This window comes from Caulobacter sp. 05T431, assembly GCF_056665975.1.
Map to the genome: position 1 here is coordinate 40,448 of NZ_JBFTKU010000011.1, position 12,466 is coordinate 52,913.

The 12,466-nt window shown below is 69.9% G+C and carries 10 protein-coding genes; 6 read left to right on the forward strand and 4 right to left on the reverse strand.

Features of this window, described 5'->3' with window-relative positions; genetic code table 11:
* Nucleotides 1-110: 110 nt before the first annotated feature.
* On the forward strand, nucleotides 111-1,835 hold the full coding sequence (locus tag AC1U89_RS11825; protein ID WP_479899894.1) for a hypothetical protein: 1,725 nt from the start codon (nucleotides 111-113) through the stop codon (nucleotides 1,833-1,835).
* 49 nt (nucleotides 1,836-1,884) lie between these two features.
* The gene (gene pgsA / locus AC1U89_RS11830; RefSeq protein ID WP_029908355.1) at nucleotides 1,885-2,502 is read left to right on the forward strand and encodes a CDP-diacylglycerol--glycerol-3-phosphate 3-phosphatidyltransferase; all 618 of its coding nucleotides are present in this window, start codon (nucleotides 1,885-1,887) and stop codon (nucleotides 2,500-2,502) included.
* Here pgsA and AC1U89_RS11835 read toward each other — a convergent pair.
* Nucleotides 2,499-3,101, reverse strand: coding sequence for a TetR/AcrR family transcriptional regulator (locus AC1U89_RS11835; protein ID WP_479899895.1), 603 nt, complete (start codon nucleotides 3,099-3,101; stop codon nucleotides 2,499-2,501). The two genes, pgsA and AC1U89_RS11835, sit on opposite strands and share 4 nt — an antisense overlap.
* A 124-nt stretch (nucleotides 3,102-3,225) precedes the next feature.
* Between AC1U89_RS11835 and AC1U89_RS11840 the strand changes: the two genes are divergently transcribed.
* Nucleotides 3,226-4,542: an oxygenase MpaB family protein gene (locus tag AC1U89_RS11840; protein WP_479899896.1), complete on the forward strand. Its 1,317-nt coding sequence runs from the start codon at nucleotides 3,226-3,228 to the stop codon at nucleotides 4,540-4,542.
* A 1-nt stretch (nucleotide 4,543) separates the two neighbouring features.
* Here the strand turns inward: AC1U89_RS11840 and AC1U89_RS11845 are convergent, their stop codons facing one another.
* Together AC1U89_RS11845 and AC1U89_RS11850 are read right to left on the reverse strand one after the other, a co-directional pair.
* A complete protein-coding gene (locus tag AC1U89_RS11845) occupies nucleotides 4,544-4,705 on the reverse strand; it encodes a hypothetical protein (RefSeq protein WP_479899897.1) in 162 nt (53 codons plus the stop codon).
* A gap of 98 nt (nucleotides 4,706-4,803) precedes the next feature.
* On the reverse strand, nucleotides 4,804-5,046 hold the full coding sequence (locus tag AC1U89_RS11850) for a hypothetical protein (RefSeq protein WP_479899898.1): 243 nt from the start codon (nucleotides 5,044-5,046) through the stop codon (nucleotides 4,804-4,806).
* A gap of 288 nt (nucleotides 5,047-5,334) precedes the next feature.
* Here AC1U89_RS11850 and AC1U89_RS11855 point away from each other — a divergent pair, with 288 nt between their 5' ends.
* Entirely contained in the window at nucleotides 5,335-5,541 is a 207-nt protein-coding gene (locus AC1U89_RS11855; RefSeq protein WP_029908363.1) for a cold-shock protein, read from the forward strand.
* Between the two features lie 135 nt (nucleotides 5,542-5,676).
* Complete coding sequence (locus AC1U89_RS11860; RefSeq protein WP_479899899.1) at nucleotides 5,677-6,873, forward strand: patatin-like phospholipase family protein; 1,197 nt, start codon at nucleotides 5,677-5,679, stop codon at nucleotides 6,871-6,873.
* Here AC1U89_RS11860 and AC1U89_RS11865 read toward each other — a convergent pair.
* Nucleotides 6,870-8,663 carry a peroxidase family protein gene (locus tag AC1U89_RS11865; RefSeq protein WP_479899900.1) on the reverse strand — a complete coding sequence of 598 codons (1,794 nt, stop codon included), beginning with the start codon at nucleotides 8,661-8,663 and terminating at the stop codon, nucleotides 6,870-6,872. The two genes, AC1U89_RS11860 and AC1U89_RS11865, sit on opposite strands and share 4 nt — an antisense overlap.
* Before the next feature lie 310 nt (nucleotides 8,664-8,973).
* On the opposite strand from AC1U89_RS11865, the gene carB reads away from it, so the two are divergent.
* Nucleotides 8,974-12,267, forward strand: a complete 3,294-nt coding sequence (gene carB / locus AC1U89_RS11870; RefSeq protein WP_479899901.1) for a carbamoyl-phosphate synthase large subunit — start codon at nucleotides 8,974-8,976, stop codon at nucleotides 12,265-12,267.
* The last annotated feature ends 199 nt before the right edge of the window (nucleotides 12,268-12,466 follow it).

The following is a 12,466-nucleotide window of genomic DNA, read 5'->3' on the forward strand; positions in this document are numbered from 1 at the left end:
GACTTGCGCGCGACGCCCGTCGCCCACCGCGCCGGCACGCTTCACCCCAAGGTTGTCTACCCCGCGCCCTATACTATAGTGACGCTTCGATTGGGGTTTGAGGGGATCCGATGACGATCAGGCCTTGGGCGCGCGCGGGCGCGGCACGTCTCGGCGCAGGCCTCGCCGGCGTCGCGCTGGCGGCGGCGTTATCGACCCCGGCCGCCCTGGCGGCGGACGCGCGGGACAGCGCCTGGTCGGCGTGCGACGGCTACGGCAAGCCGTCCAAGTCCGGCGACGGCATGAMCAAATACGCCCTCACCATGGTGATCTTCAATTCGCCGGACGCGGGCGACACGGGCCGCAGGCAGCAGGGCCGGGGCTCGGCCGCCGTCGACCTGTGCACCCACGCCGTGGCGTTCACGCCCGAGGCGCACTGGCGCCGCCGGGTCAGCCTGCTGCAGGCGCGCGGCCTGCACCGGATGGAAACCTCCGACATGACGGGCGTGCTCGAAGATTTCGACATGGCCCGGACCTTCGGCGCGGCGGGCGCCGACGACGCGCTGTACCAGCGCAGCCAGGGCGTCGGGCTGGACATCGCTCGGGCCTACGCCCTGCGCCGCCTGGATCGGATCGCCGAGGGCCGCGCGCTGGCCCTGCGGACCCTCGACGAACGGCCCTACGCCCGGTCGCCGCTATCGGCCACGCTGATGGCGCTGGGCCCAAAGGCGGAGGACGGCGACTACGCCAAGGTCAGCCGCGCCCTGGCCCGCCTCGACCCGCCCCTGCGCGGCCCACTGTTCCTCGACGCCGCCGAGCAGGGCGATTTCGCCACCGCCATCGCGCTCTACCCGTATCTGTCGCCGCCCAGGAAGTCCGACACCTGGGGCCTGGATCCCCTGGACAAGGCCATCGAGGAGATCCGGAGCTGGGCGGCGGGGGAAACCTACAAGACCGAGGCCGCCGGTCACTACGCCTACGCCCTGGCGGCGTCGGGGCGGTCAGCCGAGGCCCGCGCGGCCCTCGCGGAGGCCAAGACGCGCGTCGAGACGGCGCGACCGCCCTCGCCGGTCGACCCCAAGCCGCGTTTCGACAACGCTCGCGCGGCGGCGGTCAAGGCCCGGGACAACACGCTGCGGGACAGCCAAGCCAGTCTCGCCCTCTGGACCGATCTGGTCGAACGCCGGATCCAGGTGACCGAAGGCAAGGCGGAGGCCGTAGCCGACGGCTTGAAGACCGCGCCCCTGCCCCGCAACGCCGGCGGCGCGGACCTGCTGTCCGCCCTGACCGCCGCGTTGCCCGGCGACAACCAGCCCGCCGTCAAGGCCGTCGCGGACCTGCGGACCCAGCTGCGCGCGCGCTTGCGATCCGGCGGCCAGGACGATCCCGCCGCCCTGTCCGCGCTGCTGCCCCAGGCCGAAACCCGCGATCGGCTGGAGGCGTGGCGGGAAACCAAGCCGACGCTGCTGGCCAGCGTCTACGGCTACTACCATGTGGCCGAGACCGACGGTCGGGTCAGGGTGCATGTCCGCGGCGTGAAGGCCCCGGGCCCGGTGATCGAGGAGATGGCCCTGCTGCGCGCCGCCCAACTGGCGCTGGAAAGCGGTCACCACGGCTTCGTGCTGGTGGACCGCTCCGACGTCAATTGGACGATCAACGGCTACTACATGGGCTCGTTGGCGAGCGAGAGCCCGGGCGGCTTCGAGAGCGAGATCGTCGTGCGCTTCGTCGATCCCAAGACCACGACCGCGCCGCCCTGGCTGGTCCTGGACGCCGACGCGCTGCGGGCGGCGCTGGAACCGCTCTACGTCAAGACCTCGGTGGCGGCGGTCGCGTCCAAGGCCGGCGCCCCCTAGCCCCATAGAGCATAGCCCTTCGCCGCCTTCATGCGTTAGAACCTCCGCCATGAAAGCCCTGCCCAACATCCTGACCTCCGCGCGCCTGGTCATCGCCCTGTTCATGTTCGTGGCCCTGGCCGCGGCGGCGGGCGGCGTGCCGTGGCTGAGCGACCAGCTCAGCGTCGAGCAGTGCATGTCGCTGGAGCGCTGGGCGTTCGTGGCCTTCGTGGTCGCCGCGGTCACCGACTTCTTCGACGGCTGGCTGGCGCGCAAACTCGATGCGGTGAGCATCTGGGGCGCCATCCTCGACCCGATCGGCGACAAGATCCTGGTCTGCGGCGCCCTGCTGGGCCTGATGGCCCTGGGCCCCAATCCGCTGGTCATCCTGCCCGCCGGCCTGATCCTGTTCCGCGAGTTCGCCGTCAGCGCCCTGCGCGAGGTAGGGGCCGGCAAGGGCGTGAAGCTGCCCGTCACCCTGCTGGCCAAGTGGAAGACCACCCTGCAGCTGGTGGCCATCGGCGCCGAGATGATCCTGGCCTCGTGGGCCGCCTTCCACCTGCCGACCGACGCGTCGGTGGTGACGCCCGCCACCTACGGCGCCCACGCCCTTCTGTGGCTGGCCGCCGTGGTCACCCTGATCACCGGCGCCCAGTACTGGGAAGCGGCGCGCAAGGCGCTGGTCTAGGACCTGCGCCGTACGGCAAGGGCCGCGACATAGGCCTCCATCAGGCGCACCAGCTCGTCCTCCAGCGCTTCCGGGTCCAGGTTCAGCGCCGGCTCGGCGGCCGCGGCGCGCAGCAGACCGATCACCGCGTGGGTCAGGACGAAGGCCGTCTCGGGCGTCAGCTCGACCTCCAGCCGCGCCTTGCCGGCGATGGCGGCCAGGAACGCCTGGTGGTGGTGCAGCAGCATGCCGTCCTGGCTCTGGCGGAACAGGGCGTCCAGCAGCACCTGGCGGGTGGCGGGCGAGCCCTCGACGCCGTTCATCAGCGCCCGGACGATGGTCCGCACGCTGCCCAGGTCGGGGCGCTCGATCACCGTCCGGGCGATGGCGTCGCGCACCGCCGCCGCCCGGCGCTGGGCCAGGGCCGCCAGCACGTCCTGCTTGCMGCCGAAGTACTGGTAGAGCGTGCCGATACTGACCCCGGCCCGCTCGGCCACGTGGTTGGTGGTCAGCCGCTCGACGCCGTCGGCCTCGAGAAGTTGAAAGGCCGCGTCCAGGATCGCCTCGATCTTGGCCTCCGCTCGCGCCTGGCGCGGCGTTCTGCGTTGTCTTTCAGCCACTTGCCGGGTCCTCGACCGCCCCTCATCCCGCCGGCCGGAAGGCGAGTAGGAATGTGAGCAATGCTTACATAACCTTCCGGGCGACACCAGGATCCCGAGCGGGTCCGTCACGCCAGGAACACCGATGAGCCTCTCCATCGACCAGGTCCGCGCCAAGGTGGCGTCGCAGAAGACGCTGCTGCCGGCGCTCTACGGAAACGTCGACTTCGACGCCACGCCCGAGCGCTTCACCTGGGACCCGGCCCTGGCCGTGGTCCGCGACCGCGCGCCGATGGGCGTGGAGGTCACCCAGGAGGACCTGGACCGCGTCCACGCCTACACCATGCTGGGCGACGTGGTGGCCGACGCCTATGCGGCCCTGATCCCGCAGTTCGGCTTCCGCCGGCTGATCGACCTCCTGACCCGCGCCTGCGACCAGGGGATCGCGGCCGTGCCCGACGCCCCGCCCGAGCTGGTCGCCTTCATCGCCGCCATGGAGGCCACGCCCGACTGGGTGGACATGGACCTGGTGCGCGAGGGCGCGCGGCTGGACCTCAACGCCACCGCCCACCTGGCCCCGTTCGCGGTGCGCGGGGCGTTCATCGCCACCTTCCTGAACAAGTACTCGGCCCTGCCGATGGCCCTGACCGGCACGCTCAGCAACGACAGCGCCGCCCGGCGGGTCAACGAGACGGCCACCTTCTTCGCCACCACCGTCCTGCCCGGGGCGCTGGAGCGGCATGGGGCCGGGTTCAAGGCCGCGGCCATGGTGCGGCTGATGCACTCGATGGTGCGGTTCAACGCCCTGCGCTCGGGCCGCTGGGACGTCGGGGTCTACGGCGTGCCGATCCCGCAGGTCGACCAGATGCCGGCGGGCCTGATCCCGATCTTCCTGATGTCGTTCGACATCCTCGGCAAGGGCCGCCGTCGGTTCACCCGGGAGGAGCGGGCCCGGGTGGAACTGGCGCGCTACCGCTGCTTCCTGCTGGGCCTGCCCGAGGACCTGCTGGCCGACACGCCCGAGGGCGTGGTGCGGGCCATGACGGCGCGCAACTCGACCCTGCGCCAGGGCTTCGACGACGCCACCTGCGGGGCGCTGATCCGCGCCACCATGGCCGCCTACCTGCCGCCCGACCGCTCGCCCGCCAACCGGCTGCACGACCGCATCGAGCGCCGCTTCGCCAAGGTGTTCTTCCTCAAGCATTTCATGAAGGGCGACCGGGCCGCGGCGGCGCGGATGGGGGTCGAGGTCACTTCCGTCGACCGGGCGGTGTTCGCGGCCGTGGCCCTGGGGGTGGTGACCGAGATGACCGCCTTCCGCGCCGCGCGCCATGCGCCGGGGCTGCGGGAGCTCAGCGAGGCGGTGCTGGTGCATCGGGTCCGCCGCCTGCTGGCGCGGTACGGGCACGCGGAATATGTGACGGACGCGGCGCGGTACCGGCCGGCGCACGCGGCGGCGTGATCTACTCCGCCGCCAGAAGCGGCGCGTCCTCGTCGTCGAAAACCTCGGACTCGGTCGGCGCGTGCAGCAGCCAGTCGGCGTCGGGCGCGTCGTGGCCCGCCCGGGTCCGTTCCGCTCGCATCATCAGGGCCAGCCAGCCGGCCCCCGCCGTCAGAAACACCATGATCGCCTCCGAAGCGCTCCGTCGTTGTTGAGAATGACTATCAACAGCGACGGAGGCAAGGCGTCTTTACGGCGGGGTTCGGGTTATTTCGGTGAAACCTAAGCCGCTTGGGCGGCGGCGGCGGCCTTGCGGCGGGCGGCGGCGGCCGCGCCGCGCTTTACGGTGGCCGCTTCCAGCGTGACCTGGCGGCGCTTGGAGGCTTCCAGCTCCAGCACGGGCAGGACTTCCGCCGCGGCCAGCCGCTGAGCCGGCGTGCCCACGACGTCCAGCCGGCGGGCGTTGCCCAGGAGCGTGAGCAGCTCCCGGTCGTTCAGCAGAGGAATCCGCTCGATCAGGGTCATGGTGCAGTCCTCGAAACTCAGCAATTCCCGCAATAGCGCGAGAGAATTTGCTTAACGTTCAAGGCGCTGCTTGGGGTCCAAAACTAATCGCGATTCAAGACGATTCACGATTTCACTTGCTCCCAAGGGTTTCGAGGCCCATGGTGCATTATCGAATTCGCTGCCGTTCGGCCTGCTTTTCCATGCTCTCTTCGCGAGAGCGCCGGACGCGCCTACCGACCCCCAACGAAATTTGATCGACGCGCGGAACTCCTCCGCCGACGAATATTGACTGCAAGGACTACCACTATGGCTACCGGCACCGTGAAATGGTTCAACGGCACCAAGGGCTTCGGCTTCATCCAACCCGACGACGGCGGCGCTGACGTCTTCGTCCACATCTCGGCCGTTGAACGCGCCGGTCTGCGCGGCCTCGATGAAGGCCAGAAGATCACCTACGACCTGGAACAGGACCGCCGCAGCGGCAAGATGGCCGCGGGCAACCTGCAGGCTTAATCGCCTCCTAGGTTCGAAAGACAGATGGGTCGGCGCCTGGCGCCGGCCCATTTTTCTTGCGCGCTCGCTTAGGCGCTTGCGCGCTGTCCTTGGCCGTAACAGGGTTCGCGGGTTTCGGCAGCGAGCTTCGAGCCCATGCGTCCAGCCCGCCTTCTCGTCATCGTCCTGGCCGCCCTGAGCCTGACCGCCTGCGGGTCGCTGTCGCGCGACGCCTACACCGCCGGCGACCTGGCCGGACCGCCGCCCCAGGGCCTGGCCGGGCTGCGCTTCAACGCCAGCGACAGCGAAGCCGCCATCCGCTTCGCCGAACCCGCCCGCAAGCGCGCCTCGGCCCAGCGCACCTTCGACGTCCTGGCCCTGTCGGGCGGCGGCTCGAACGGGGCCTACGGGGCCGGGGTGCTGGCCGGCTGGACCAAGCGCGGCGAGCGGCCGGAGTTCGATATCGTCACCGGCGTCTCGACCGGCGCCCTGACCGCCCCCTACGCCTTCCTCGGCCCCACCTGGGACGACCGCCTGACCGAGGCCTATACCGGCAAGGCGGCCGGCAAGGTGCTCAAGCCCCGCGGCCTGGGCCTGCTGTTCCACACCAGCGTCTACAGCGCCGCCGGCCTGAAGGCCCTGGTCGACGCCAGCGTCACCGACGACCTGCTGCAGGCCATCGTCGCCGAGCACAAGCGCGGCCGTCGCCTGCTGATCGCCACCACCAACCTCGACACCGAGGAGACGGTGATCTGGGACATGGGCGCGATCGCCAGCCGGGGCGACCCGGCCTCGCGCCAGCTGTTCAAGGACGTGCTGGTGGCCAGCGCCAGCATCCCCGGGGTCCTGCCGCCCACCCTGATCGAGATCCAGGGCCAGGGCAGGAGGCTGTCGGAGATGCACGTGGACGGCGGCGTCACCATCCCGTTCTTCGTGGCCCCCGAGTCGCTGCTGCTGTGGACCGCCGCCAAGGGCCAGGTCCGGCCCGGGCGGCTGTACGTGATCGTCAACGGCAAGGTCGGCGGGGCGTTCGGCTTCACCAAGGGCAACGCCGGGGCGATCGTCGGCCGCTCGTGGGACGCCATGAGCAAGGCCCTGATGCGCACCCACCTGGCGGCCAGCAGCGCCTTCGCCCGCCGCAACGGCGGCCAGCTGCTGTACGCGGCCATCCCCGACAGCGCCGACGTCGACACCTCGGGCCTGGACTTCGCCAGCGACAACCGCGAGGCCCTGTTCCGCATGGGCTACGAGCGGGCCCAGGCCGGCTGGGCCTGGAGCCTGACCGACGAGCCCGCCGAGGTCCCGCCGGGGACGCCGACCGTGCCGGCCCCGCCGGCGATCAGCGGTCGCTAGAGCGCGTACTGCAGCAGGTCGGCCATGGTGAAGTCGCCAGCCGGGGCGAGGCTGGGATGCGGCCGGAATCCGGGGAAGCGTCGCAGGAACGACGCCTCGTCGTTCCAGAGCAGACCCACGAAGGTCTCGCCCACGATCCGGCTGCCCACCGGCCCCAGGTGCTGACCGCCGAACGCCGCTGTCGGCCCTTCGGCCTTGCGGCTGTCGCCGTAGAACTCGGCCTCGCGCAGCACGTAGTACCAGAGCGGCGTCGCCCCCTTCAGCCGCCCGTCGGCGACCACCCAGTCGTTGAAGACCGCCTGGCGGCGCGCGTGGGTCTCGGCCAATTCATCGGCGTCTTCCTCGCCCAGCAGCGTCGCGAGTTCGTCGGTGTTGAACCGCGTCCAGCCGCCGGCGTCGTCCGGCCGGTAGATCGTCCGCGACCCGGCGCTCCACAGCACTTCGGGCGGAAGGGCGTTGATCCCAAGGATCCGCGCCGCCTGCTCGCCCGACGGCAACCGCAGATTGACAACCCCGCGCACCAGGTTGCGATAGGCCAGGTTGCGCAGGAAGCTGGTGGACGGGGTGGAGCCCTCCTCGCGGAACTCCGGCAGCTTGGCCAGCGGCTCGACCAGCTGGGCGTCGATCCGATACGACGGCTGCGGCAGCTGGAAGCCCTGGGGCGTCCCGGCGTGGCGGGGAATTTCAAAGAAGAACGACCAGTCGATGCCCCACGTCGCCGGGAGGGCGAAGCCGAAACCGTTGAGGTTCTCCAGTTGCCGGCCGTCGGAGAACACCGGCAGGCGCGGCGGCTGGGGCGAAGTCTCCTCGTCGCCCGTCGTGCCCAGGGCGGCGTCGGCGCCGACCGTCCCGTTCAGCGCGTAGCTGGGGCGCACCATCGAGTGGCCGAAGCGATAGGCCGCCCCGGCGAACTCCACCGGCATATAGGCCCATTTCACCTGGCCGTTCTGATAGTGCCTCAGGTCAGGCGGCCCGCCGGCCACCAGGATGTCGGACAGGGCGTTCGGCTCCAGCACCCGCCGCAGATAGTCGTGCAGGACCAGCCACTGATAGTGCCAACGGACGATGTCGACCGCCGTGCGGAAGCGGCTGGCCGGATCGTCCCAGATGCCGTCGAATGCCTCGATCAGCACGCGGTCGTCCACCACCTTGTTGTGGAAGGCGATGAAGGCGGCCTGGATCTGGACGACGATCCGGTTCTCGTCGTTGCGCTTGTCGCCCAGGATCGCCGGCTTCGGCCCTTTTCCCGGTGGCGGCGGCTGGCCGTGCGGATCATCCAGGCGCAGCACGTCGCGGCGCGCCTGGACCGCTCCCGCGACAGGCGGGTCCAAGTCCGCGCCCAGGCGCAGATGCAGGCCGTCGGCTTCGTAGAGATAGGGTTGGTCGTCGGGCCCGCGGCCATAGACGCAGTCCAGGTCCACGGCGGGGGTCCGGAAATCGGTCAGGGCGGCCACGTCGACGCCCCGCGCTTTCAGCGGCGTGGTGTCCAGGGTGATGTCGTGATCGATGAACTGGCCGAAATAGGTGTAGCCGGCGGAGATCAGCGGGTTCTCGTCGACCGCTTCCGGGACGTCGATCTTCACGCCCAGGTCCCTGGGTTTGACGACGGCGGTCGCGATGGCCAGGAGGCAGGAATCGGGCAGAAGCCGTCCCTGGGCAGAGAACATGCGGCCAAAGCGGCCGAACCCCGCTCCGGGCGGGGCGGCGGCCTCCAGGCCGCGATTGTCGACGCCGTGGGCGGCGATCCTGACGCGCGGCAAGGCCGGGGCGGGAGTGTCTGGGTTAGCCATGGGATATCTCACGCGGGAAGGGGTGAAGCCGGGTTCAGGTCGCGCTGGCCGGGCCTGGCGCTCCTGGCCCAAGACTGCGTCGAGGCCCCCTCGCCGCCTGTGGCGAATGCCACGCTCCGGATGTGTCTTTAGCCAAGCTTCGACCGCCCGCCCGGCGGCGGGGTCCGGCGCGTCGCCTCGCCRAACCCCGCTCCCCGACTCTAGGGTTGCACCAAACCGACTCCCTCTCTAAACGGGCGGCTTAACCTGCAAGATGGTCGGCAGCGGGCGCGCGGATGTGCGCGACCGTGTCTCTGCGCGCGAGTTTCCTATGCCCAAAAGAACAGACATCTCCTCGATCCTGATCATCGGCGCCGGCCCGATCGTCATCGGCCAGGCGTGCGAGTTCGACTATTCGGGCGTGCAAGCCTGTAAGGCGCTGCGCGCCGAGGGCTACCGGATCATCCTGGTCAATTCGAACCCCGCCACGATCATGACCGATCCGGACGTGGCCGACGCGACCTATATCGAGCCGATCACCCCCGACATGGTCGCCAAGATCATCGAGAAGGAGCGGCCCGACGCCCTGCTGCCCACCATGGGCGGCCAGACCGCGCTGAACACCGCCCTGGCCCTGGAATCGGCCGGCGTCCTGGCCAAGTTCGGCGTCGAGATGATCGGCGCCAAGGCCGAGGTCATCGACAAGGCCGAGGACCGTCAGAAGTTCCGCGACGCCATGGACAAGCTGGGCCTGGAATCGCCCCGCTCCAAAGCCGCCCACACCATGGACGAGGCCAAGGAAGGCCTGGAGTTCGTCGGCCTGCCGGCGATCATCCGCCCCAGCTTCACCCTGGCCGGCACCGGCGGCGGCATCGCCTACAATGTGGAAGAGTTCGAGGAGATCGTCGCGCGCGGCCTGGACCTCTCGCCGACCACCGAAGTGCTCATCGAAGAGAGCGTCCTGGGCTGGAAGGAATACGAGATGGAAGTGGTCCGCGACACKGCGGACAACTGCATCATCGTCTGCTCGATCGAGAACATCGACCCGATGGGCGTCCACACCGGCGACTCGATCACCGTCGCCCCGGCCCTGACCCTGACGGACAAGGAATACCAGTGGATGCGCGCGGCCTCGATCGCCGTGCTGCGCGAGATCGGCGTCGAGACCGGCGGGTCGAACGTCCAGTTCGCCGTCAATCCGGCCGACGGCCGCATGGTCGTGATCGAGATGAACCCGCGCGTATCGCGCTCTTCCGCGCTCGCCTCGAAGGCCACCGGCTTCCCGATCGCCAAGGTCGCCGCCCGCCTGGCCGTCGGCTACACCCTGGACGAGCTGAAGAACGACATCACCGGCGGCGCGACCCCGGCCTCGTTCGAACCCAGCATCGACTACGTCGTCACCAAGATCCCGCGCTTCGCCTTCGAGAAGTATCCGGGTTCCGAACCCCTGCTGACCACCGCCATGAAGTCGGTCGGCGAGGTGATGGCCATCGGCCGCACCTTCAAGGAAAGCGTCCAGAAGGCCCTGCGCGGCCTCGAAACGGGCCTGGCCGGCTTCGACGAGGTCGAGATCGCCGGCGCCGATGACCCGGACACCGGCCGCGCGGCCGTGATCCGCGCCCTGGGCACCCCGACCCCCGACCGCCTGCGCGTGATCGCCCAGGCCTTCCGCCACGGCCTGACCGTGGAAGAGGTCAACGCCGCCTGCAGCTACGAGCCGTGGTTCCTGCGCCAGATCGCCGAGCTGATCCGCCAGGAGGGCTGGGTCCGGGCCGGCGGCCTGCCGACCGACGCGCAAGGCTTCCGCGCCCTCAAGGCCCAGGGCTTCTCCGACGCCCGCCTGGCCAAGCTGACCGGCTCGACCGAGAAGGCCGTGCGCAAGGCCCGCCAGGACCTGAACGTCCGCCCGGTGTTCAAGCGCATCGACAGCTGCGCCGGCGAGTTCGCCGCCACCACGCCCTACATGTACTCGACCTACGAGACCGGCGCCCTGGGCCAGATCCCCGAGTGCGAGAGCCTGCCGTCGAACCGCAAGAAGGCGGTGATCCTGGGCGGCGGTCCCAACCGGATCGGCCAGGGCATCGAGTTCGACTACTGCTGCTGCCACGCGGCCTTCGCGCTCGACCAGATCGGCGTCGAGTCGATCATGGTCAACTGCAACCCCGAGACCGTSTCGACCGACTAYGACACCTCCGACCGCCTGTACTTCGAGCCCCTGACGGCCGAGGACGTGCTGGAGCTGCTGCATGTCGAGATGGGCAGCGGCGAGATGGCCGGCGTCATCGTCCAGTTCGGCGGCCAGACCCCGCTGAAGCTGGCCCACGCGCTGGAAGAGGCCGGCGTGCCGATCCTGGGCACCACCCCCGACGCCATCGACCTAGCCGAGGACCGCGAGCGCTTCCAGCAGCTGCTGAACGGCCTGGACATCGCCCAGCCCGAGAACGCCATCGCCCGCACCTGGGACGAGGCCCGGGCCGAAGGCGACAAGATCGGCTTCCCGTTCGTGATGCGCCCGTCCTACGTGCTGGGCGGCCGGGGCATGGAGATCATCCGCGACCACGAGGCCATGGAGCGCTACATCGCCGGGGCCGGCGAGATCTCGCTCGAGCACCCGATCCTCCTGGACCACTATCTGAGCCGCGCCACCGAGGTGGACGTCGACGCCCTGTGCGACGGCAAGGACGTGTTCGTGGCCGGCGTGCTGGAGCACATCGAGGAAGCCGGCGTCCACTCGGGCGACAGCGCCTGCTCGATGCCGCCCTTCTCGCTGAGCGCCGAGACCGTCGAGGAACTGAAGCGCCAGACCGTGAAGATGGCCCTGGCCCTGAACGTCCGCGGCCTGATGAACGTGCAGTTCGCCATCGAGGAGCCGCACAGCGCCAATCCGCGCATCTATGTGCTGGAAGTGAACCCCCGCGCCTCGCGCACCGTGCCGTTCGTGGCCAAGACCATCGGTCGCCCCGTCGCGGCGATCGCCGCCAAGGTGATGGCCGGCGAGACCCTGGCCAGCTTCGGCCTGAAGGACGTCCCCTACGACCACATCGCGGTCAAGGAAGCGGTCTTCCCGTTCGCCCGCTTCGCCGGCGTCGACACGGTGCTGGGCCCGGAAATGCGCTCGACCGGCGAGGTCATGGGCCTGGACTGGATCCGCGAGGGCGAACAGGGCCTGGGCCCGGCCTTCGCCCGCGCCTTCGCCAAGAGCCAGCTGGGCGGCGGCGTCACCCTGCCCACCTCGGGCACGGCCTTCGTCTCGGTCAAGGAAAGCGACCGCCCCTGGATCGTCGAGCCGGTGAAGCTGCTCCAAGCGGCCGGCTTCAAGGTGCTGTCGACCGTCGGCACGCGCGGCTACCTGGCCGAGCAGGGCGTCGAGGTCGAGCTGGTCAAGAAGGTGCTGGAAGGCCGTCCGCACATCGTCGACGTGATGAAGAACGGCGGCGTGCAGCTGGTGTTCAACACCACCGAGGGCAAGCAGGCGCTCGAGGACAGCTTCGAGATCCGCCGCACGGCGCTGATGATGAAGGTGCCCTACTACACCACCAGCGCCGGCGCCCTGGCCGCCGCCCAGGCCATCTCCAGCGCCCCGGCCAAGGCGCTCGAGGTCCGGCCGCTGCAAAGCTACCAGTAAATCCCCGTCCTTCTCCCTTGCGGGAGAAGGTGGCCCGAAGGGTCGGATGAGGGGTCGATAACCAGAACCGCCGCGATCAGCCGAAAGGACCGGTCGCGGCGGTTTTCGTTTGGGCTCCGCTCGAGCGCCCTCTCCCCTTCGACGCGAAAAGCCTGGACGCCACCCCACCTTGAAAGGTCAAGCTTCGCAGTCTATGCGA